Source organism: Verrucomicrobiota bacterium (assembly GCA_027622555.1).
Classification (GTDB): Bacteria; Verrucomicrobiota; Verrucomicrobiia; order Opitutales; family UBA2995; genus UBA2995.
Genome location: JAQBYJ010000034.1, coordinates 1 through 22,488, shown reverse-complemented (window position 1 = coordinate 22,488; position 22,488 = coordinate 1). Strand labels below are relative to the sequence as shown.

The window sequence follows — 22,488 nt, the reverse complement described above, 5'->3', positions numbered from 1 at the left end:
GGTCATCGAATATAGATGATCGGAGCTAATTGGAATTATCGTATTTTTTAGAGGAGTCTTAAGTCTTAAATTGCACTTAGTGGGCTATCTCAAACTCTACTCTTGATTCTTTGCCTTTGAAATGGCGATCTTGGCAGTTGAATGAGGATCTATTTCTTAGGCATCTGTGGTACTGCGATGGGTAATGTGGCTGTGTTGATGCAGCGCGCTGGCCACGTTGTCGGTGGTTCGGATACGGGGATTTACCCTCCCATGAGCACTGTTTTAGGGGATGCTGGTGTCGAGATTTTTCACGGCTGGGATGAAGAGAATTTAATATGGTTTGAGCCTGAGCTAGTTGTGGTCGGAAATGCGGTTACGCGAGGAAATCCTGAGGTAGAGTATTTGCTTCGGACGAAGCGTTATCCTACTGTGAGTCTGCCTGAAATAATCGGAGGCAAGCTACTGAAAGGAAGACCGCGGGTGGTGATAACCGGAACTCACGGAAAGACGACCACAACAGCGTTGGCTGCCTGGTTGTTAAAAGAGGCGGGCAGTAATCCAGGATGGCTTGTTGGTGGAGTTCCTTACTCCTTGTCCTCTGGATCGGAATTGGGAGCTGAAAACAGTCCATTTGTGTTAGAGGGAGATGAATACGACTCCGCGTTTTTTGACAAGCGAAGTAAGTTTATTCACTATCGGCCCGATGTCTTGGTAATTAATAATGTAGAGTTTGATCATGCGGATATTTTTCGTGACCTCACAGATGTGAAGCGGACATTTAATCACCTTATACGTATTGTTCCAGATAATGGTGTGATTCTTGCGAATGGTGACGATCCGGTGATTCGAGAATTACTTCCGGTCAGTTGGACCACAGTCCGCTTTGTCGGGCTGGGCGAAGGAAACGATTTTGTTATATCAGACTTCCAGGAAACCCCTGGTCGAAGTCGTTTTTCAATTCGATTGGAATCAGGAGAAACTGTATTCTTTGAAACTAAGCTAAACGGAATCTTCAATGCTCGGAATACGGCGATGGCACTTCTGGCAGCCGGGTTTGTTTCGGATCGAGGCAATCCCGGATCATTCTTAAAAGCTGCCAACGTTTCAGATTACCAAGGGGTCGCTCGTCGACAGGATGTGCTTTTTGATTCTGATAAACTTAAAGTAATTGAAGACTTTGCCCACCACCCAACTGCGATTCGTTTGTGCCTGGAGTCTTATAAGAATTGTTACGATGAGTGTGAGGTGGTGGCTGTTTTTGAGCCGCGGAGTAACACTTCTGCCACTAAGGTGCTTCAAAAGGAATTTACGGGTTCGCTCGCTTACGCAGACAGAGTATTGATTGCTCCGGTACATCGCGGAGAAGCATACACGGACGAACAACGGATTGATTCGGGTGCGATGGTGGAATCACTTTCGACAGTTTGTCTTTCGGCGAAAGCATACCATTCAAAAGAGGAATTGTTTGAAGAACTGATCTCGATGGAAGGCGCAAAGAAACGACTCGTTTTACTGTTTACGAATGGATCTTTCGGAGAACCACTGAATGAATATTTGCGGGTTCTAAAAGGAAGATAAGTCTGATTATTTCAGCTAACGGGTATGCCAGAGTAGAGATGGGAATATGGTTCAAGTTACAGGAATCGCCGATCAATCCCTTACTATAATTGCTTAACCAGGACTTTTGAATTTCGTTGGCTTGTTTTCAACTGTTCCGCACGAATAGACGGAAGGTCGTTGATGGTGCCTTCTTTGAAACCGCATTTTTTGGTAAAGAACGCGAATGTTTGGGTACTTAACGCCACTAGTTTTGTTCCTCCCTTTTTTACGGCTTCTTCTTCAGCAAATTTGACGAGTTTTTGGCCGAGACCTTTTCCAATCTGGGTTTGCTTTACTATAAGGGATGCAATTTCGAAGGTGCTCGAATGTGGAAACGAAACCAAACTTCCGCAACCGAGAATGTACCCATCAATTTCGTAAACAAAGTAGGAGTCAATCCGCTCTTCAATTTCACGCAGTGAGCGTTTGGCAAGTTCTTCTGTCTCGGTTGGATCGCGAGCCAGATCAAAAAGGTTTTGCGCATCGGACGCTCTGGCCCACCGAATTTTTTGATATTCATGGTTATAGAAAAGCGTTCCGACTCCTACCGATGAAAAGATTTCATTGAGCAGGCTATCTGCTTCCAAGCCGTCTAGAATGTGAACACGCGCTACTCCGCCATCGAGTGCTCGCAAGGCGTATTTGCATTTTCTTTGTATAGCCGGATCAAGTGTTGATTCGTTTTCTTTATAAAGCTTTCGCAACTGTTCCGTTTCAAGGGCCCGGTAAAAGGTTTCATTTACAGTTAAGCCGCTGTGAGAAGTTATGAATAAAATCTTCGATGCCGCAATTGCCACGGCGACCTCCGTAGCCAGATGATCAGAATCAATTCTCAAGCTGCCACCATCCCGGTCAAATGCGATAGGTGAAATCACGGGTACCATGTGGTTGCCTAACAATTGCATGAGAGCCTCGTTATCTACTTTATCTACTTTTCCTAAATTCAGTTGATCCTCTCCTTTGATTACCCCAACGGGTGTTGCCCGAACGGCATTGGTAGTCGCACACTTTATGCCCATTTTTGTTAGACCCTGCATAATGTGATGCGAAAGGTTTCCGGCTGCCTTGGTTGCAAGTTTCAAAGTTTCATCATCCACGACTCCTGTGCCGTGCATATCTGAAATAACGGTTTGATTTTCCTTGGCCAGGTTTCGCAAGGGTCGTCCAATTCCATAAACCAGAATAATTTTGATATGTAAGTTTCTTAGGACGGCAATATCGAGCAACAGGTTGTTAAATAACGGATCTTCAACGATGCGACCATCCACCGAAATAACAAAAGTTTGGTTCTGAAACATGGGAACGTATTTCAGAATGCCTCGCAAATCATTCGGTTTTATTTCGGAAATGGGTTCTGGTGTTAGATCAGCCATCTTATTTGAACCTCCAATAGGTATAAATAGCCAGGTAGATAACAGTAAAGAAAATGACCCAACGCATCGGCCAAGGTTTCTTTAGCTTCGTCGGTTCATTGGTTTCTTGCTGGGAATCAGCGTGTTGGGACTCTTTCTCCATGATGCGCTGTCATTAAGTGTGAGCTTGCAACAGGATCAACTCATTTCTTTTAGAAGCATCCTAAGTAAAATTCTTAAGAAACCATCGATTCGCCGTTGACGGACCGATTTCCAAACCTAGGATTTATAACCGTATTCTGCTGTGAACGAAGTGCAACGAACGCCTTAATCCTTTAGTTCTTTATGACGGGAGTTTGACCCTTTGAAATGGCTGTCAGGCCGTAAATCGGAAGACAAAAATTTTAGAGGAAAGCACCCACTTTATCATCAAAGGCCACAAGGCAACTGAAGCATACGCCACTTAAGTGGATACAACATTGCCCCTTCGGGGGCTTTTTTCTGTACGGATACCATAACCCCGACTTTCCGGTGCTCCGTTTGTAAAAAACCTGCGAAGGAATCATTCTGAATCGTTCTTCATAACCCTCGACGAATACTTTTTTCCCTTAGTTAGGTGTTTTTAACAAAGCCAGGGATTTACCTGTGCTTTAACAGCAGGCGGTACTTCTTTCCTCGCCTATCATTCCGGTGGGGTACGAGAATTATCTGGGTTTTCCCAGTAATAGGGGGAGGAAGTGCCGTCTTGTTAATTGGAGCAAGTGAGGTTCTTCGGCAGTAGTGCTACCTAGTAGCCTACAATTTGTATTCCCCACTTAGATGCGGTTTTGAGAACCTTCTCCTTTTCGAGAATAATCGTCTTATGGGCTTCCAGGTAGGCATGCAAAATGTCTGCTTCTTTCATAACCTCGAGAGTACGCATTCCGAAGACCGGAACATCAAAGCGGTAGTCCTGTCCGGGTTTTACAGTTTTGATAAAGACCAATTGATTGGTTTGAAATGAACCGGCTCTTTTCAACATGCGATCCGTGCCTTCGAAAGCTTCCACCGCAACTACAGTACCTTTTCTGATGACAACCCCCTGGCCTATATCGAGGCGGGCAATTTCTTTGGCGATTTCAATCCCATGCTCGATGAACTCTGGACGCACCTTTTTTTTAATCGGCGTCATTGGGCCAGGGCTCGCCAATTGGTCATCTAGAAACGCTCGTGCATCCAGTAACTCAACGCCTAGGTTAGCAATTTCGTTGGAGATGGCTGTAAAGATTGTCTCTGCGTTTTTCTCCTTCAATTTGGCTAGCAAAGCGACGGCCTTAAAATCCGGGTATAAGCCTTTGAACAAACGCCCTGGTGTAATTTGACCGGCCATCAGTGCCCACCTTACGTTATAAGATTTCAGCGTTTTCAGCATTTTGCCGAGTTTGCCGACTTTTATTCGAATGCGATCTTGTTCAGGATAGGATTCGTAAAGGCTATCGCGGGTTTCACCTTCGTAAGCGACCAAAGTTGTGCGAACACCCAATGAACGCATACGTCGTGCAATAAGCTCCGGGTATAACTCTTTGCCTGCAATTAAACATATACCGTCCTCTGGCTGAAAACCTTTGGGAAGAAACTGTGATAGGACATCTGACACTGTGGAGGATGTTTTAGATTTATAAGACGGTGTCCAAAGAAAATTGATGTTTCATTATTAAATGAAAATAAAGCTTTCCGTCAGCTTTTACTTAATTGAGGATATATTCGTGCCACTTTACGACAGTCACTTACACCTGCAGGATCCCCGGCTGAAATCGGTATTAGCGACTTTGTCAAAAGTGTATGCAAAACTAGGGGTCGAGCGTATTGTCGTCAATGGCACCGAGGAAGGTGACTGGGAAGGGGTTGGTCAACTTGCGGAAATGTTTCCCTTTGTGAAACCCGCCTTTGGAGTGCATCCATGGAGAATATTTAACCGGTCGCAGCATTGGTTTGGAAACCTTGAATACTGTATTGATCATTATCATGGATACATTGGTGAGATTGGATTGGATAGACGGATTGAACACCACGATTTCGATGATCAGATTGAAGTATTCCAGAAACAGTTACGCTTAGCCGCCCGAAAAAATGTTCCAGCGAGTATTCATTGTTTAAATGCGTGGGGCAAGATGCTGGAAATACTTGAAGAGGAGCCTTTGCCTTCCAACGGGGTTTTGCTGCATAGCTTTAGCGGCTCAATTGAAGTGGTGCCTAAGCTTGTCGAGCTCGGTTGTTATTTTTCCTTTAGCGGCCATTTTTTATTGAAGCACAAACAGAAAGCCCAAGCTACCTTCCAGACCATTCCGATTGAGCGGATATTAGTTGAAACGGACGGACCCTCGCAAATGCTGCCAGAAGAGTTAGCTGAATATCTATTGCCTGAAGATGGCGAAGGTAAAGCTGTCAACCATCCTGGAAATATTGGAGCCGTTTATGAAGGTTTGGCCAAACTGCTTGGTCAACCTCTCGATCAATTCACCGCTCAAGTTGCGAAGAACTTTGAGAACTTGTTCGGCGAAGTCAGGGTTGAAAAGCAGGCAACATAAATAGTCGTTGCCTATAAATTCTTAGGTGTTTGCCTTTCGCAGGACTATTTCAATAGCCTTGGCGGCAGCTTGAAAACCAAAAGTTCCGGTAACAAAACTTGCAGTTCCGAACCCCGTGTCACAATCCAGCTTAAGTTCTGCATTGTCTGGTTTCTTACTACACAGATTCCCTTCGTTGTCTGGATACACAGGCATATCAGAGGAGAAGATGCAGGGAATTCCCCACGACCGTTTTAGGTTTCGGGAAAAACCATAATCTTTGCGAAGTATTCTTCGAACGACAGCCAGCAGGGGATCGTTATATGCTTTTGTGATGTCTGCAACTTGAACCTTGGTCGGATCTTTCAGTCCGCCAGCACCTCCAGTAGTGATCACCGGAATCTTTCTAGATCTGCAGCGCGCGAGTAACAGACTTTTATTTTTACGGTCATCTATCGCATCAACCACGCAATCAAAGTTTCCATTCAGAAGCGTATCGGCAGTGGATTCGGTAAAAAACCGATTTTCTTCAATGACCTCGCATTCGGGGTGAATGGATTGGATTCTGCGCGTCATCGCGGAAGTCTTCATAAGACCAACGGTATTGGTTTCCGCATGTACCTGCCGATTGGTGTTGGTAACACAAACCTCGTCCATGTCGATGAGGGTAAGTTTTCCAATTCCAGATCTGGCGAGGGCTTCAGCTGTCCAGGAACCAACCCCACCAATGCCAACAATAGCTATATGGGCGTTCGCCAGAACTCTTGCTTGTGCCTTCCCGTATAGCCTCTCTATGCCACCAAAGCGTTCCTTAGTGTTTTCCATTCCAGTTAGTTTTTAAGTTTTAATCATGAGAGAATCAGTTATTGGCAAAACAATTTTGAGTGGACCACTTAGTAGTATCTTTTTCAAATATCAAAACCTTGGAGCTTTTAAGCGAAGAGATAGCCTTTGTTCGGAAATAGGTATTTAAAGTTTACAAAGCAAAAGGCTCTGCTGATAGTTTTTTGCTTATGGACTGGCTGCTACCGGTAACTGCATTTATCGCGGGTGTTCTGTTGAGTGGTGTCGTTATTTATTTAATACTACGCTCTGACAAACTACTCCTGGCTGAGCGTGTCCGACTTAAGGAAGAAGAGTTTGAAAAGCTTAATTTTGCATTTGATACGCTTAAGGGTGAACAACAGGCCTTGCTTGAGAAACTGAATGTAGCCAAGACGGAAGCAACTACGCTTGAAACACGTTTGGAAGGTGAACGAAAAAGTCATCTAGAAAAGGAACAGGTCTTCGAGGATTTGGAAAAACGGTTTTCGGATGTGTTCAAGGCTTTGTCAGGAGACGCCCTTAAACGGAACAACCAATCATTTCTCGAGCTCGCGAAAGAACATCTGAACACTCAACAGGTGAAGTCCAAGGGGGAATTGGACCAACGAAAGCAGGCCATCGAATCGTTGCTTAAACCAATTAATGAGTCACTTAAACAATTTGGCGAAAAAGTTGGAGAAATCGAAAAAGCACGGGTTGGAACTTACGAAGCGTTAAAAGAACAGGTAATTTCCCTTGCTGAGGGTCAGATTCGTTTGCGAACTGAAACCGTGAATCTTTCTCGAGCGCTGAATACTCCTCGTGTGCGTGGAAGTTGGGGAGAAATTCAGTTAAAGAAGGTGGTAGAGCTGGCCGGCATGCTGGAACACTGCGATTTCGACCAGCAGCAAAGCTCAAACCGGGAAGACGGGTCGCGAGCCCGACCGGACATGATCGTAAACCTGCCAGGTGACAAGAAGATCATTATTGATGCAAAGGCACCTCTCGAAGGGTTTCTCGCTGCATTGGAAGCGGACAATAAGGAAGATAAAAATGCCCGGATGAAAGATCACGCCCGGCATATTCGGGCGCATATCAAGGATCTGGGGAGTAGAGCGTATTGGGAACAATTTGAAAATACTCCCGAGTTTGTTGTTCTGTTTCTACCGGGTGAAAGTTATTTCAGCGCTGCTTTAGAAGTTGAGCCAGGTCTCATTGATGAGGGTGTTCAAAACAAAGTTATTCTGGCTACACCCACCACGTTGATCGCTTTGCTAAAGGTGGTGGCTTACGGCTGGCGTCAGGAGAACCTCGCCTTGCAATCGCGTGAAATAAGTAAGCTTGGAAAAGAGATTTATGAGCGTGTATCTGATGTTGCCACCAACTGGGCCGCTGTAGGGAAAGGACTGAGGTCGGCTGTGGAAAACTACAATAAAGCGGTCAACAACCTGGAAACGCGTGTCCTGGTTTCCGCACGTAAACTGCAGGAATTACCTATTGAATTATCCAAGAAAGCTATTGGTGAAGCTCCCATTTTGGAGGTCATCCCCCGTGCGTTGAAATCCCCGGAATTGGAAGAAGAATAGTTAAGTAGGTTAATCAAAGACTGGCCTAAATCGGAATATATTGATCAAATTAGAATCTGATTAGACGAAAGAATATTTTACTCTATGTTTCGACAACTGCTGATTTTCTGTATTTCACTGACCTTTAGCGGCGCATTCTCAGCTTCCGTAAACCCGGAGATTGATTTTCGGAGCCCGTCTAAGGAAATTTCGGATATTATTCAGCAACCTTGGATGCCGTTCTTTAGTCCTGACCCAACCAGGAGGCGACTGGTGAAGCTTGATATGGAGAATCAAGTCTCGATGAAATACCTGGCCAGAGAAGAACTTGAATTAGCCGGTTTTTATATGTATGCCGAAACGCGGGCAAGGAGTAGACGCTTGTATGCGCAAAGTTTCTCAATAGTTGATATTTACTCCGGAGTTGAGATTCATCCTGATGGATTCGCGGATTCACCCATTATTCTTCAAGTTCAGTGGTCACCCAATGGAGATGGATTGGCATTGTTGCTCGAGAGAGAGTCGAGAACTGAATTATGGTACGTAAAGGCCGAAACAGGAAAGACAACTAACTTAAGCGAGTTACCCATTCACGCGGGAATGGATCACATGATTTATTGGGCAAGCGATAGCCATTCCATTTTGGTAAAAACGGTTCCGGGTGATCTGGGTCCACGACCGCTGCCTGCGGAGTTTCCTGAAACTGTGCTTGTTCGTGAGACCGGGGATGAAGCCCTCCCTGCTCAAACTCATCAAGGCGTTTTGAGGAATCAGAATGATGTTGAATTGTTCGAATACTTTTTCGAATCGCAGGTGGTTAGAATCGGTTTGGATGGAAGTGAGGAGCCCATTGGTGAGCCTGGAATATATCGATATTTTAGGGAGTCTCCCGATGGAAATTACCTGATGGTTGAACGACTTGTTAAACCCTGGTCATACTTGGTGAACCAGGAGCAATTTGCCTACGATGTTGAGATTTGGGACCTACGTAACGGAGAGATTCAGGTGGCAGCTTCTTCTCCTCTGGCTGAATATTTACCTTATGGTGGCGGATCCGTTCGCCGGGGCGCACGTGAATTTCAATGGCGCTCTGACAAGCCTGCCACTTTGGTTTGGGTTGAGGCACAAGATGGTGGAAATCCCTATCAGGCAGCAAAGGTTCGAGAACATATTTACAGCCATGAAGCTCCTTTCACTGATGCACCTGAATTGATAGCTGCGATAGGAAATCGTTTTGGCAATATATTGTGGGACCAAGAGGATAGGGCGTTATTAATTTCCTGGGATTGGGTTGATCGAAAGCTGAGTTTGTTAGCATTCAATCCTTCTGATCCGACTGCTGCTCATCGCCGCCTGTTGCATTACGAATTGGGGGATCGTTATCGGTATCCGGGCTTGCCATTATTTTCATACAATCAGTTCGGGTTTCCAGTACTTACAACCGACTCCTCGGGGGACCATGCTTTTTTATCAGGCGACGGCGCATCCTTGGTAGGGGACCGACCTTTTCTAGATAAATTCAATCTCACTACAAAACGCAAGAAACGCCTGTTCCGATCCGGGGACACTTTCTACGAAAACGTCATTACCGTTTTGGATGCTGATAAAGTTGAATTGTTGGTAAGCAGGGAATCGGTTCATATGCCACCCAATTACTTTTTGTGGAATCCTAAGGATAAATTTCATGTGCAGTCGACACACGAAAAGAATTCTTATCCGATGCTCGAAGCCGTTGGTCGCAAGCAATTGCGCTATAAACGAGAGGATGGGGTAGCATTAACTGCCAATTTATTCTTACCTCCCGGGTACGATATAGAACGGGATGGTCCGCTCCCAACGCTGGTATGGGCATACCCCCGGGCTTATCAAAATGCATCCAACGCCAGCCAGGTATCTAATTCTTCCAACCAGTTTGTGGATGGTCGTTGGAATCAACCCGTTATTTGGGCGCTTAAAGGATATGCCGTAGTGGATGATCCGGCTATACCAATTGTTAGACATAAAAGGGGAGACCCGAACGATAGCTTCATTGCTCAATTGATTGATTCGGCCGAAGCCCTTGTTAATGAATTGGTTGATGAGGGGATTAGCGAAAACGGGGCTATCGCCATTGGCGGACACAGCTATGGGGCATTTATGACTGCCAACTTATTGGCTCATACCGACTTGTTTTGCGCAGGAATTGCTCGAAGTGGTGCTTTTAATCGAACATTGACTCCGTTTGGATTTCAATCTGAAGAACGGAATCTATGGCAAGCGCCACGCTCATACTTGAGCATGTCTCCTTTCTTGGCAGCAAGCGGAATCAACGAACCCCTTTTGTTATTACACGGTGAGAAAGACGAAAATCCCGGGACATTTACTTTACAAAGTGAACGTCTATTCCAGGCGCTTAATGGACTTGGTCATTCTTCCAGGTTGGTAATATTTACCAACGAAGGTCATACTGTTCGCGGAGATAAGTCTATTGAGCATATGCTTTGGGAAATGGAGCGTTGGTTAGAACTCTATGTGAAAGGCCCGATTTATACACCTGTTAATCCCATGGCTTCTGATTCGGATATTATTAATATATCCAATGGTGCCGCGGAAAATTCAGAGGAAAATTAGCGTTAACCCCGGCTTAGGCAGATTTTGATTTTTGAAATTCTGCGTAGCCAAGGATCTTTGAGGTTACATTGGCTAATCCATTTCTCCGGTTGCTGGACAAATGTTGAGTAATCCCAACTTCAGACAAAAACACAGGATCAACACTCAAAATATCTTCAGGTGAGTGTCCGCTGTACAAACCACAAAGGAGATGGGTGACACCGCGGGTAATCGGTGAATCTGAATCGGATCGGTAGTAGCAGAGTCCGTCTTTAAATTCTGGAATCAACCACAAGTTGGACATGCATCCTTCGATGCGAAATGCCTCAGTCCTGAATTCTTCAGGCAAGTTCTCAGCTTTTTTCCCTTTTTCTATTACATAAGCAAACCGTTCGTAGGAGTCGTCGAATAAAGACATCTCTTCAATAATGCGGTCTCTCTTTTCCAGAATAGTCATGGTATTAAAGTCGAAGAAAGCGAATGAACCTTTCTCAGAAACGCAAGGTTACATTTAAACAACTACTGAAGTGCAAAGGCGTTGTCTGCTTTTTAAGCGTCTTCGAGTAATATGTCGGCAACCCCGTATCTCAGGCTGTGGTAGCAATGGTAAAACTGTGAAACTCCGGCCCATCGTCCAAGCGTTATCAAGGCTAAAAGCGTCACCGGAAATACATCTGCCCGGTTGGGCGGCAATTTCGGCATCCTGAGTCTTTCTTCCAGGTTATAACTCGAAGCCTCATCGAAAATCGATTGAAGGTCATTCAAAGTTAGATAGGGACTGCTGTCTTCCAGCGAATTTCCATGGCGGTTAGCTAATATGGCTCTACAGGCCACATAAGTGCCACCAGCCCCAACCACTAAGGCCTTTGAAGCGTCTTCGAGTTCTATATCCAGGCCGGCGACTTGTTTATGAACGGAATCAATGACGCTTTGTTTTTCTGACTCAGTTAGTGCTAAAGTAGAATTTGTGACGTGGTGCTCAAGGAGTCGGACGCCACCGAGAGGCAAACTCTTGGCGACTTGGATTTGACGATTCTTCAGGTAGATGCATTCCACGCTACCGCCACCCATATCAAAAATCATGATTTCCTTTTGATTTCCTAGAGCTTGATCTGTGAGAACCCCTCGGCCAATCAATGTTGCTTCTTCCTCTCCAGAAATAACGTCAACGGCATGTCCTGTTTCTGCCAGGATCCTGGCTTGAAATTCGGAGCGATTACTCGCATCTCTCACCGCACTGGTTGCCACGATTCGTGTAAAGGCAGGATTATGTTCCTGCATTTCGCGATACAACTCGCCGACAACTTTTACCGCCCTGACCATGCTTTCCTCAGACAATTCCGGAGTGGCTTTGCTGATTCCCTGGCTGATTCGTGTTTCACTGGTTCTTTGAGCAATTGCTTTTAATCCGTCTGGGGTCTTTTCAACGACCAACATTTTTAAGGTGTTACTGCCAATATCGAGAGCCGCAGCTCTTGTTCCAAAAGGGATGTTCATAGCTAAAGATCAAAGCTCCGTGGAGCTATAACCACGACAAACTCACCCTTTGTAGATCGTTGTTTAACGGATTCGATAACTTCAACCGCTGGTCCGGTAAAAATGGTTTCGTGCAATTTAGTCAACTCACGAGCCACACAAAGAACGTGGTCGGGTCCGAGTATTTCCAGGAAGTCATTTAGAAACTTGAGAATCCTGTGATTGGATTCGAAAACAATATGAGTTCTGGAAGTGTCCTTTATCTCATTGAAAAAACGTTTTCTCGCTGCGGACTTCGCAGGTAGAAATCCAACATAAGTAAAGGAGTCGGAGGGAAGGCCGGATACAGACAGGGCCGCCAACGCGGCAGATGGACCCGGAATAGGCGAAACGTTTAAGTTGCGCTTACGGCATTCCCGGACAAGCCGGAATCCTGGATCGCTAACAGCTGGGGTGCCTGCGTCTGAAATCAGCGCGATTGAGGATCCTGCATCGATTTTATCGGCGAGCACAGAAGCTTGATGAATTTCGTTATGCTCGTGGTAGCTGATGAGAGGCTTCTTTATCTCAAAGTGTTTGAGCAGTTTCCCTGAAGTCCTCGTATCTTCGCATGCAATCAGATCGCACCGCTTGAGTATTTCAAGGGCTCTTTTTGAAATGTCTCCCAAATTGCCGATTGGAGTAGCTACCAGATACAGGCCAGAAGCCAATGGGAGTTCATTCCCTTCACTCTGGGTCATAGTCGGCCAATCAAGCGCCAGGATTTCCTACACCTGGTAATTGATTTTCCCAGTCCGCCGGACGACTCCAGGGGATGGAAGTATCGTAAGGGCTTTTTTCCTTACAACCAGTTAACATAATGAGTCCGGTTGAAGTGACGATGATTGCTAAGATGATGCGAACAATTTTCATGATTCTGATTACAATTCCAAGTGAGCCTTATCTCCGATTTGAATATCCGGAACACTTAAACTTTTACCAGTGTTAGTAGAGGAAAGTATCTGGGCAATACTGAAATCATTTGTGATTTGAGTAAGCTTGAGCAAGGCAACCGTTTGTTGATTTCGGTGAATGGTGAGTGTTTGGCCTTCGGCTGCACCCGATTTACGACCGTAACTGATAATGGCAAATGAACCATCGGGTCCGATTCGTATGACTTCTCCAACGGGAGTTTGGTTCTGTATTGCAGGATTTTGAGTCGGTCGAGTCGGACTTTCCCTAGAGGTTGAAGTTTGAGGATTCGAGGGCAGTGAGTTTTTGAGAGTCGCGTTTTCGGCTTCCAGCTCGAGAGCTCTTGACTGCAAAATGTTGAGTTGTTCGCGCCAATTCTGTGGAGGAATGGATCCTTTCAGCCTATTGATTTCTCTTTGAAGATCCCTGTTTGCTTCGTTGAGTCTTATGTTTTCGCTTTCCGATCGTACGCGGGCCAGCTTTTCTTCGTTTGCTTTTTGCGATAAGTCTTCCAACTGATCTTTGAGACCTCCGGTAACGATCTCAGCTTCTTCCCTTAGTTTATTAAGTTCACCGCTCGCCGCCTCCGCTTTGGTAACGCGAGATTGTAATGCAGCAGATTCTTTAAGTTTATCCTGTAGTGCTATTCTCGATTGATTGAGATTGTCAGCCAAACGTTCCTTTTGGGTTCTAATCTGGAAGAACAGGAACCCGGAAGTTACTACTGCCACCAAAGTAATGATTCGCAGCAGTAGGGTTATATTCATGAGGATTAATAGTAATCCGGTAAATTAGGTAAGCCCGAATTTCGATTCAACTCCAAAGCCGGTTTGTTGAATACCGCGCGAGGGATTGGCTGCAATATGTTCCAAAATCTTGTAGATTAGCTCAGCTTGATCGCTTTGATTGATCGCTTCAGCGATTTCTTCTACATTGAAAGTGTTTCCATGTTTGGAGTCTAGAAAGCCTACAACTGACTTTTGAAGTTCGAGAATTCCAACAGCTGCTTTTTTACCGGCTTCAACTCCAGGCTGATGATAGGCATTTACACCGACCAAAGAAGCGTACAATCCAACTGCACGTTCGTAGAGGGCGATGAGCATTCCCACAGTGAATGGATTGATTTCGTTGACAGTGATCGATATAGATTGGCGACCATTCTCGTGAAGTGCTGATCGAGTTCCGAGTAGAAATCCCTTTAAGTAATCGCCCGCGGTGATGCCTTCCTCTACCTCCAGTTCGGGTTGATCGCGGTCTTTGAGCACTTCAATAAATGTCACAAAGAAATTATGAACTCCTTCGCGGAGCTGCTGGATATAAGCGTGCTGGTCGGTAGAGCCTTTGTTTCCGTAAACGGCAATACCTTGGTTCACGACATTTCCCTTTAGATCAAATTCTTTGCCAAGGGACTCCATGATCAATTGTTGCAGGTATTTTGAAAACAATTGGAGGCGATCTTTGTAAGGAAGAATGACCATGTCTTTGTTCCCTTTTCCATCAGTTGCATAGAACCACATCAAGGCGAGAAGAGCGGCTGGATTGTTTGCGGTCTCAGTACTGCGTGTTAAGGCGTCCATGGTTTTTGCACCTGAAAGGAACTTATCAATATCAATACCTTGTAATGCCGCGGGAATCAATCCTACGGCCGCCAATTCACTCGTTCTTCCGCCGACCCAATCCCACATGGGAAACCGTTTAAGCCATCCTTCTTCAGTGGCAACCGCATCGAGTTTTGATCCCTCACCCGTAATGGCTATTGCGTGCTTTGAAAAATCAAGGTCCGATTCCTCGTATGCTCGTTGGGCTTCCAACATCCCGTTTCTGGTTTCTGGGGTACCGCCAGATTTTGAGATTACGACACACAGGGTTTCCCCTAATTCAGAACTGAGAGTCGCCAATGTTCTGTCGATACCGTCAGGGTCGGTATTGTCAAAAAAGTAAAGTGCGAGTTGATCGCCTTCAGGTTCTCCTAGTGCTTGAGCAACAAATTGTGGACCCAATGCAGATCCGCCGATTCCAATAATCAGACAGTTTTGAAAGGAACCGGTTTGGCCTTCGATTTCGCCCCGGTGAATCTTTTTCACATAAGATTTTATGGATTCAAGCGTTTCACTGATTTCATTTGAAATTTCCTTTGTGGGTGCAAGTTCTGGAGCTCGTAGCCAGTAGTGTCCGACCATCCGATTTTCATCGGGATTTGCGATTGCCCCTTTTTCCAAAGCTTCCATCGCCTGGTATGCTTCCAGGATCGCCGGTTCCATAGTTGGAAGGAAATCATCGCCGAAATTCATCCGGCTAATGTCCATCGCAAAACCAATGTCCGGATTGTTATAGTAATACTGTTTAAATCGAGACCAGCTCATAAATAAATTAGGTAAAAAAGTAATGTCTCGAAGTATTGATTACAGACCTTTATCGGTAACTGCACCTAAAGAGGCTGAAGTCACTGTCTTCGCGTATTTTGCAAGAACGCCTCGTTTGACTGGTGAGCCAGATGGCTGAAAGTTTCCCATACGATTCTCAAGTTCTTCATCTGAGATGAGAAGTTGAATGGTGTTTTTTACGGCATCGATTTCGATTTCATCTCCATTTTTTACCACACCAATCGGACCTCCCAAGGCGGCCTCCGGGGTTATGTGGCCGACATCAAATCCGTGGCTTCCACCTGAAAAACGGCCATCGGTAATGAGTGCGACATCCATGATAAGGCCACGACCTGCAACCGCTGAAGTAGGGGAAAGCATTTCTCGCATGCCAGGTCCTCCTACGGGACCTTCATTACGGATGACGACGATATTTCCTTTAACCACATCGCCCTTCAATATTCCGTCCAGGGCAGCTTCTTCGCCTTCGTACACCTTTGCGGTTCCTTTAAAATAGAGACCTTCTTTACCCGTGATTTTCCCTACCGCCCCTGTTGGAGCGAGATTGCCTTTGAGAATGCGCAAATGGCTTTGGGGCTTAATGGGATTATCCCAGTCGCGAACAATGTCTTGTCCTTCAGGATACGGTGCGACGTCGGCTAAGGTTTCCGCCATGGTAAGCCCGGAAACGGTGAGGCAGTCGCCGTGTAGCATGCCGCGATCAAGTAGCATTTTCATTAACGGACGGATACCACCAATTTTGATTAGCTCCGACATGGTGACGCGACCAAACGGTTTAACATCGCAGAGTAGGGGAACGCGTTCCCCGATTTCTTTAAAATCGTCCAGACTCAGATCCACTTCCGCGGAGTGAGCGATAGCTAAAAGATGCAGTACCAAATTGGTTGAACCACCAAGAGCAATACAGGTGACGATGGCATTTTCAAACGCTTTTCTTGTGAGGATGTCACGGGGCTTGATGTCCTTTTTAATCAAATTGAGTACGGCGACTCCCGCGTCATAGGAGTCCATTTTCTTGGCGTCTGAAATAGCTGCCTGCGCCGAGCTATTCGGCAAACTCATTCCCAGAGCTTCAATCGCTGATGCCATGGTATTTGCTGTGTACATGCCTCCGCATGATCCAGGCCCAGGGATGGCGTTGCACTCGATCTGTTTGAGCTCGGCATCGTCGATCTCACCTCGGGCATGTTTTCCAACAGCTTCAAAGATACTTACTATGTCTATGGGTTGTTCCTTGTGAATACCCGGCATGATCGTGCCACCATAGACAAATACGGCCGGACGATTCATACGTGCAATGGCCATCATGCATCCGGGCATGTTTTTGTCGCAACCACCAATGGCAACCAATCCATCCATTCCTTCGGCGCATACAACGGTTTCAATGGAATCGGCGATGACTTCCCGTGACACGAGGGAATACCGCATGCCCTTGGTTCCCATGGAAATTCCGTCGGAAACGGTGATGGTGTTAAATTCTACGCCTTTCCCTCCAGCATCGTCAGCACCACGGACCGATTCCTTGGCCAATAGGTTGATATGCATGTTGCAGGGGGTAACCATGCTCCAGGTTGATGCGATGGCTACCTGAGGTTTTTTGAAATCTTCATCACCAAATCCAACTGCTCTCAGCATGGAACGATTAGGTGCGCGATGATTGCCATCAACGACTATGGATGAGAATGGACGGTTTTTTGGATCTGAACTAGAGTGATTCAAAGCTTGTAATACGTTTGGGTTTGAAATGCTTTTGACCTGCGAAATGGCAGTCTTTACGAATCGGCACTTTCGAAAATTTAATTTTAAACTACAACCTAAAAGGCGACAGCAAACAGCTGTTTGCAAGGATTATGACCGAAGTCTCAACTCAGTTCAATTTGTGCAAAGTATTGGAGGCGCTACTTTTCTCCACTTCAGAACCTTTGAGTATTAAAGATATACAGGCTGTGATCTCCCGTTTTCACGATCAGGCAGAAAAAATTCGGGTTAAATTGCCTGAAGATGGAGAATCCGTTTTGGAAACGCATTTGCCATTTCCTGTCGAGCTGTTGGATGAAGTTCCAGCCCTTATTACCAGCACGCAGATTCGGGAGGCTTTTTCGACTATTTCTTCCGAACTCGCCGAAAGTGACGCTGTTTATGAAATACAGGAAACCAATTTGGGTTTTCGGCTTGTGGTGAAGTCGGGCCTTGGTTTTTGGGTGCGATTACTGAGGGAGGACCCTAAGCCTATGCGTCTCAGTCAGGCTGCGATGGAAACTATGGCAATTATTGCCTATAGGCAGCCGGTAACTCGTTCCGAAATGGAGTCGATACGTGGTGTGGCTGTGGATAGTTCGCTTCAGAAACTGGTTGAGTACGAATTGGTTTATGTAATCGGTAGAGCAGAGTTACCTGGACGTCCTGTTCAGTATGGCACTACGGATAAATTTCTCGAATTCACTGGGATTACCAGTTTGGACGAACTGCCCAGTACGGATGTACTTTCTCCAATGCAGCTCGATGATTGGATAAAAAAGGCCCAGGAGCCAGATCACCTCAGCGATTCAGACGTAGGTTTGCCTTCCAATGATGACGAAGATGTAGAATACCAAGCTGCTAAAATTGCTACTGAGGTTGATCAGGATGAATTGGACCTCCATTCACCTGATGATCCTATTTACGAAGTTGCAGCGAAAAAAGTTGGCGATGACGTGGAACTTAATGAGAGCACGATCGACCAGGTCGAAGTCGAAAATGACACTTCTGACGAAGTTGTGATTGAAGAAGTTGATGAAGACAACAAACCTGTTGGTGAATAATTTACCCTGTTAAATGAGCCTGGAAGAACATAGGAAACGCATTGATAGTCTTGATCGAGAGATTATTCGGCTCATTAATGAGCGTACTTCTATTGCCGCTGAAATCGGTAAGGAAAAGGCGGCTTCCGGGAAACCGGTCTTTGATGCCAAGCGTGAGGCGGAAGTGTTTGAAAAAGTGATTGCTTTGAATGAAGGACCCATTGGGAATGATGCCCTCAAGGGTATTTATCGTGAAATCATCTCAGGGAATTATGCGCTTCAACGATCGATCCGTATTGCTTTCCTGGGACCAAAGGCAACTTTCACGCACCAGGCCGCCGTCAAACAATTTGGTGATAGTATGGAGTATCGTCCCATGGCATCTATCAATGACGTATTTGCAGAGGTGGACAAAGGGGAGGCTGACTACGGTGTTATTCCTATCGAAAACTCCGCAGAAGGAGTCGTTTTTCACTCATTGCACTCCTTTGATATTCTTGTGGGCTCCGATCTAAAAATTGTAGCCCAGATATTTCTTCCGATTAAACACAATTTGATTTCACATTCGAAACTAGAGGATGTGAGAAAAGTTTATTCCAAAGACCAAGCAATCGCGCAGTGCCGCGGTTGGTTGCGACGCCATGTTCCTCAAGCGGAAACCATTGATGTGTCTTCAACGGCCGAGGCGGTTAAAATCGCTGACAAGGAAGAGGGAGCTGCGGCGATTGCAAGTGCCCTTGCTGCCGTGGAACACGAAGTTCCGATTATCGGCGAGAGTATTCAGGACATGAACAACAATGTGACCCGGTTTTTAGTAATTGGTCGCAATAGTGAATCCATTGACCGGGTCGGTGATGGGAAAGATAAAACCAGCCTGGTTCTTTCAATTCCCGACAAACCAGGTGCGTTGCAACAATGCCTGGAACCCTTCAGCCGCCGAGGAATCAATTTGGTTAAAATCGAATCCCGTCCTTCAAGGATCAAAGCCTGGGAGTATTGGTTCTTTGTCGACGTAATAGGCCACATTACGGATGAGCCCGTTAAGGAAGCTATCGAGGAACTGGAAAAGATTTGCCCGATTGTAAAGTGGCTAGGTAGTTATCCGAATGAGCCATGAAGTCCAGTGATTGCGTCTTAGCAATCAAAGTCGTTCCCAACGCCTCTAAGTCGGAAATAGGAGGATGGCTCGGAACCTCATTAAAGATTCGCCTCCAAGCAGTTCCAGAAGATGGCAAAGCTAATAAAGCTCTTATAACATTCCTCAGTGCGGTGCTTAAAATTGAGCGAAAACAAATTGTGCTGGAGTCCGGCCAATTTTCCCCGCAAAAACGAATTCGAATTATCGGCCTAACCAGGTCTGAAGTTATAGTTCTCCTTAAAATAAAAGATATTCATGGCTAACTCTCCTTTAAGAATCGGCATCATTGGTGCCGGTGGAAATACCCGTTCACGACATATTCCTGGTTTTCAGGCTATTGATGGTGTTGATGTAGTTTCTGTTTGTAATCGATCTTTGGAATCCTCCCAAAAAGTGGCTGACAAATTTGGCATCGCAAAAGTTGCTGCTGATTGGCGAGAAGTTATCGAAGATCCAGAGGTTGATGCCGTGATGATTGGTACTTGGCCCAATATGCATGCAGAGGCTACGATCGCTGCCCTTCGGTCAGGGAAACATGTGCTTACTGAAGCACGAATGGCTCGCAATTTGAAAGAAGCAGAGGAAATGCTCGCTGTTTCAAGGCAATATCCAGAGCTGGTTTCACAGCTTGTACCTTCACCCTTTTCGCTGAATTTTGATAAAACAATCCTGCGGATGATTGAAGAAGGATTTCTGGGGCTATTGTATGAAGTCGTCGTCGAATTCAGTAATGGGATTTTGGCCGATCCAGCAGGACCTTTTAGTTGGAGACTTGATCACGAGAAGAGTGGCGTGAACACCTTGTTTTCGGGGATAATGCACGAAGCACTCATTCGATGGGTTGAAACAGATCCGGAATGGGTTATCGCCGATGGGTTGATCGGGACCATGGCTCGTAAAGATGCCGAAACCGGTCAGCACCGGACAGTTTTGATTCCAGATAATCTTTCCGTGATGGCACGTTTCCCTCAGGGATTTAAGGCAACCTACTTGTTCTCGGGTGTAAGTTCGAGCGTGCAACGTAGTGAAGTTAGGATATCGGGCTCCAATGGATCACTTTGGTTGGATCTTTCGGCGGGTAAGCTTTGGTTTTCGGCAACCAACAGCAATAAGTATGAGGCAGTTGAAATACCTGAGAACGAGCGCGATGAATGGCGGGTTGAGGAAGATTTTGTCAGGTCTATTCGAGATGGAAAACCTGTCACGCTGACGAACTTCGAAACAGGTGTTCGATATATGAGGTTTAGTCAGGCCGTTTGGGACTCCTGGACCAACGGAAGTAAGAAGGTATGGTTATAAACCTAACGGTAACCGAACCAATAAAAGAGAAAAATTGCCAAAGCCATAAATCCAAGTATTCCGCCAAAGAATAGGACCAGGGCGAGTTTGGGGTCCATTTCCCTGCTTGTTGAGTATTGTCCGTATTGGGAAATGATTTTATCAGCAATTTGCTCAACCTTCACTTCTCCTTCTTCTGTTTCCAGTGCGACTGCGGGAGTTTTAACAGCTGGGAAAGGGATAGTCTCAGTAGGGGGGGGCAGATTTTCAATTGGGCGAACTACACTAGACGTATCAGCTGATTGACCAGATTCTTTTGCAATCTCAAGCTCCAACCAACGGAGATGTTGCTCAATAAGTTGTTTCTGCTGATTCAGGCTGGATAGACGTTCTGACATGAAAAAAACCCGTGACGTTAGTCACGGGTTTTTGAAAGTGTCAGACTGAAAGCTTTAGGCAGCCTCAGTTATAATACTTATTTTACGATGAGCTTTGTCGAACTTCACTTTGCCATCTTTCAAGGCAAATAGTGTGAAATCCCGACCGAGACCCATGTTTTGGCCTGGATGGTATTTTGTTCCTCGTTGACGCATGATGATATTGCCAGCGAGTACTGTTTCTCCGTCATACTTCTTAACACCAAGCATCTTAGGCTTGCTGTCGCGACCGTTTCTGGAGGTTGATTGTCCTTTTTTGTGAGCCATGTTTAAGCAGATTTGATGGATTCAATCTTAATTACGGAAATTTCCTGGCGGTGGCCGCGTTTTCTTTCGTAGCCTTGACGACGCTTTTTCTTGTAAGCGATGACCTTCTTGCCGCGTTTGTTTTCAAGTACCTTCGCGGAAACAGAAGCTCCTTCTACGAGTGGTGTGCCGAAAACGGCGTTTTCTCCTTCGCCGACAGCTAAAACTTCATTGATCTCGACATCAGATCCGGCTTCGGTATCGCAATACCGGTTCACCATGAGGATGTCGCCCTCCGTTACAGTGAACTGTCTGCCTTGTGTGCGTATGGTTGCTTTCATTTTGAAAAAACGCATAAGACTCCATTTCCTTCACGAAAAATCAAGTGTTTTTCCAGGAAATATTAAATCTCCTTCTGAGGACGAAATGTATGGCTGAGAATCCTGTTGAAAAGATCGCAAAGGCCTATTTTGAGAGCGAATTGGTCGTTTCTCATTATGTCCGTGAAGGCCACCGTGTCGGACTTTGGAATTCTGAAAGAACACTTTTTAATAATCGATTCTCAAAGAACGATCATTTATTGGATCTAGGTTGTGGCACGGGGAGGATAGCCTTTGGGTTGGAAGCGGAAGGGTTTGGCCAGGTAGAAGCCGTCGATTTCTCAGCGGCCATGATTGAGTCCGCTCAATTGATTGGGGATAGCAAACAATCCCGAATTGCATTTCGCCAAGCGGATGCTCGGGCTTTACCGTGGCCTGACAATTACTTCGATGGGGTAATTTTCGGATTCAATGGATTTTTCATGATTCCGGGTGAGATCGAACGACGCAAAGCCTTAAAAGAAATTCATCGAGTTTTAAAAAAAGACGGGACCTATATCTTCACTGGTCATGATCGAAAGTTTTCGAATCAAAAGGATCATTGGACGCTGGAGGAAATCGCTTGGAAATCCGGAAAACAAGATAATCGGAAAGTAGATTTTGGAGATGTCCTTGAATCGACTGAACTCGGATTAATGTATATTCATTCTACGAGTGAAGAGCAGACGGAATTATTCTTAAAAGAGGAAGGTTTTGTTTCGATTGAAACTTACCTTCGGCAGGAATTGGGAAACGAGGGGTATGTCGTTCGACGGTTTTCTGACGAATGCAGATTTTGGTTAGCGGTTAAAAACTAGTTCTATTCCCAATGCTTTTTAGAAACTGAGATTTGGACTGATTTTTCCGAATAATCTGTTTTTGAGGTAAAACAATACCTTACACAAAGTTTTTTCACCAGCTCATATAAGGGAATCACGGTATTTTTATTTGGCACGGTGATTGACGAGCATTTGGAATGGGATACCTAGATCATGCTGGGAT

22 protein-coding genes are annotated in these 22,488 nt (G+C 45.5%); 9 read left to right on the top strand and 13 right to left on the bottom strand.

Annotated elements, in window-relative coordinates; genetic code table 11:
- Nucleotides 1–141: 141 nt before the first annotated feature.
- On the top strand, nucleotides 142–1,560 hold the full coding sequence (locus O3C43_10945) for a Mur ligase family protein (protein MDA1067011.1): 1,419 nt from the start codon (nucleotides 142–144) through the stop codon (nucleotides 1,558–1,560).
- A gap of 83 nt (nucleotides 1,561–1,643) precedes the next feature.
- Here O3C43_10945 and argA read toward each other — a convergent pair whose 3' ends face one another.
- Both argA and lpxI read right to left on the bottom strand, forming a co-directional pair.
- The gene (argA, locus tag O3C43_10940; GenBank protein ID MDA1067010.1) at nucleotides 1,644–2,954 is read right to left on the bottom strand and encodes an amino-acid N-acetyltransferase; all 1,311 of its coding nucleotides are present in this window, start codon (nucleotides 2,952–2,954) and stop codon (nucleotides 1,644–1,646) included.
- Between the two features lie 766 nt (nucleotides 2,955–3,720).
- Entirely contained in the window at nucleotides 3,721–4,569 is an 849-nt protein-coding gene (gene lpxI, locus O3C43_10935) for a UDP-2,3-diacylglucosamine diphosphatase LpxI (protein MDA1067009.1), read from the bottom strand.
- A 61-nt stretch (nucleotides 4,570–4,630) separates the two neighbouring features.
- On the opposite strand from lpxI, the gene O3C43_10930 reads away from it, so the two are divergent.
- Nucleotides 4,631–5,500: a TatD family hydrolase gene (locus O3C43_10930; GenBank protein ID MDA1067008.1), complete on the top strand. Its 870-nt coding sequence runs from the start codon at nucleotides 4,631–4,633 to the stop codon at nucleotides 5,498–5,500.
- Nucleotides 5,501–5,521: 21 nt separating this feature from the next.
- Here the strand turns inward: O3C43_10930 and O3C43_10925 are convergent, their stop codons facing one another.
- The gene (locus O3C43_10925) at nucleotides 5,522–6,304 is read right to left on the bottom strand and encodes a tRNA threonylcarbamoyladenosine dehydratase (protein ID MDA1067007.1); all 783 of its coding nucleotides are present in this window, start codon (nucleotides 6,302–6,304) and stop codon (nucleotides 5,522–5,524) included.
- A 188-nt stretch (nucleotides 6,305–6,492) separates the two neighbouring features.
- Here O3C43_10925 and rmuC point away from each other — a divergent pair, with 188 nt between their 5' ends.
- A complete protein-coding gene (gene rmuC / locus O3C43_10920) occupies nucleotides 6,493–7,869 on the top strand; it encodes a DNA recombination protein RmuC (protein MDA1067006.1) in 1,377 nt (458 codons plus the stop codon).
- A gap of 84 nt (nucleotides 7,870–7,953) precedes the next feature.
- Nucleotides 7,954–10,458 (top strand): prolyl oligopeptidase family serine peptidase, encoded by a 2,505-nt coding sequence (locus O3C43_10915; GenBank protein MDA1067005.1) that lies wholly within the window; start codon nucleotides 7,954–7,956, stop codon nucleotides 10,456–10,458.
- A 13-nt stretch (nucleotides 10,459–10,471) separates the two neighbouring features.
- On the opposite strand, the gene O3C43_10910 is transcribed toward O3C43_10915, so the two are convergent.
- The 7 genes from O3C43_10910 to ilvD all read right to left on the bottom strand — a co-directional run bounded on the left by O3C43_10910 (nucleotide 10,472) and on the right by ilvD (nucleotide 16,967).
- Nucleotides 10,472–10,894, bottom strand: coding sequence for a SufE family protein (locus O3C43_10910; protein ID MDA1067004.1), 423 nt, complete (start codon nucleotides 10,892–10,894; stop codon nucleotides 10,472–10,474).
- A gap of 92 nt (nucleotides 10,895–10,986) precedes the next feature.
- Nucleotides 10,987–11,934, bottom strand: coding sequence for a hypothetical protein (locus O3C43_10905; GenBank protein ID MDA1067003.1), 948 nt, complete (start codon nucleotides 11,932–11,934; stop codon nucleotides 10,987–10,989).
- A 2-nt stretch (nucleotides 11,935–11,936) separates the two neighbouring features.
- On the bottom strand, nucleotides 11,937–12,653 hold the full coding sequence (rsmI, locus tag O3C43_10900) for a 16S rRNA (cytidine(1402)-2'-O)-methyltransferase (GenBank protein ID MDA1067002.1): 717 nt from the start codon (nucleotides 12,651–12,653) through the stop codon (nucleotides 11,937–11,939).
- A 10-nt stretch (nucleotides 12,654–12,663) separates the two neighbouring features.
- The gene (locus O3C43_10895) at nucleotides 12,664–12,825 is read right to left on the bottom strand and encodes a hypothetical protein (protein MDA1067001.1); all 162 of its coding nucleotides are present in this window, start codon (nucleotides 12,823–12,825) and stop codon (nucleotides 12,664–12,666) included.
- Between the two features lie 8 nt (nucleotides 12,826–12,833).
- On the bottom strand, nucleotides 12,834–13,631 hold the full coding sequence (locus tag O3C43_10890) for a hypothetical protein (protein MDA1067000.1): 798 nt from the start codon (nucleotides 13,629–13,631) through the stop codon (nucleotides 12,834–12,836).
- A 24-nt stretch (nucleotides 13,632–13,655) separates the two neighbouring features.
- Nucleotides 13,656–15,227: a glucose-6-phosphate isomerase gene (locus O3C43_10885; GenBank protein ID MDA1066999.1), complete on the bottom strand. Its 1,572-nt coding sequence runs from the start codon at nucleotides 15,225–15,227 to the stop codon at nucleotides 13,656–13,658.
- 39 nt (nucleotides 15,228–15,266) lie between these two features.
- Nucleotides 15,267–16,967 (bottom strand): dihydroxy-acid dehydratase, encoded by a 1,701-nt coding sequence (gene ilvD / locus O3C43_10880; protein MDA1066998.1) that lies wholly within the window; start codon nucleotides 16,965–16,967, stop codon nucleotides 15,267–15,269.
- A 131-nt stretch (nucleotides 16,968–17,098) separates the two neighbouring features.
- Here ilvD and scpB point away from each other — a divergent pair, with 131 nt between their 5' ends.
- The 4 genes from scpB to O3C43_10860 are packed head-to-tail and all read left to right on the top strand — an operon-like array spanning nucleotide 17,099 to nucleotide 20,465.
- Nucleotides 17,099–18,049 (top strand): SMC-Scp complex subunit ScpB, encoded by a 951-nt coding sequence (gene scpB / locus O3C43_10875; protein ID MDA1066997.1) that lies wholly within the window; start codon nucleotides 17,099–17,101, stop codon nucleotides 18,047–18,049.
- Nucleotides 18,050–18,062: 13 nt separating this feature from the next.
- Nucleotides 18,063–19,145, top strand: a complete 1,083-nt coding sequence (gene pheA / locus O3C43_10870; protein MDA1066996.1) for a prephenate dehydratase — start codon at nucleotides 18,063–18,065, stop codon at nucleotides 19,143–19,145.
- On the top strand, nucleotides 19,142–19,429 hold the full coding sequence (locus O3C43_10865; protein ID MDA1066995.1) for a DUF167 domain-containing protein: 288 nt from the start codon (nucleotides 19,142–19,144) through the stop codon (nucleotides 19,427–19,429). The genes pheA and O3C43_10865 overlap by 4 nt, the downstream gene beginning before the upstream one ends.
- Complete coding sequence (locus O3C43_10860; protein MDA1066994.1) at nucleotides 19,422–20,465, top strand: Gfo/Idh/MocA family oxidoreductase; 1,044 nt, start codon at nucleotides 19,422–19,424, stop codon at nucleotides 20,463–20,465. Before O3C43_10865 ends, O3C43_10860 begins: the two co-directional genes overlap by 8 nt.
- A 2-nt stretch (nucleotides 20,466–20,467) precedes the next feature.
- Here O3C43_10860 and O3C43_10855 read toward each other — a convergent pair whose 3' ends face one another.
- Genes O3C43_10855 through rplU form a run of 3 tightly spaced genes read right to left on the bottom strand, consistent with a single transcriptional unit; the run spans nucleotide 20,468 to nucleotide 21,468 of the window.
- Nucleotides 20,468–20,842, bottom strand: coding sequence for a hypothetical protein (locus O3C43_10855; protein MDA1066993.1), 375 nt, complete (start codon nucleotides 20,840–20,842; stop codon nucleotides 20,468–20,470).
- A 54-nt stretch (nucleotides 20,843–20,896) separates the two neighbouring features.
- Nucleotides 20,897–21,148, bottom strand: coding sequence for a 50S ribosomal protein L27 (gene rpmA, locus O3C43_10850; protein ID MDA1066992.1), 252 nt, complete (start codon nucleotides 21,146–21,148; stop codon nucleotides 20,897–20,899).
- Nucleotides 21,149–21,150: 2 nt separating this feature from the next.
- Entirely contained in the window at nucleotides 21,151–21,468 is a 318-nt protein-coding gene (gene rplU / locus O3C43_10845; GenBank protein ID MDA1066991.1) for a 50S ribosomal protein L21, read from the bottom strand.
- A gap of 89 nt (nucleotides 21,469–21,557) precedes the next feature.
- Between rplU and O3C43_10840 the strand changes: the two genes are divergently transcribed.
- Nucleotides 21,558–22,304 carry a class I SAM-dependent methyltransferase gene (locus O3C43_10840; protein MDA1066990.1) on the top strand — a complete coding sequence of 249 codons (747 nt, stop codon included), beginning with the start codon at nucleotides 21,558–21,560 and terminating at the stop codon, nucleotides 22,302–22,304.
- The last annotated feature ends 184 nt before the right edge of the window (nucleotides 22,305–22,488 follow it).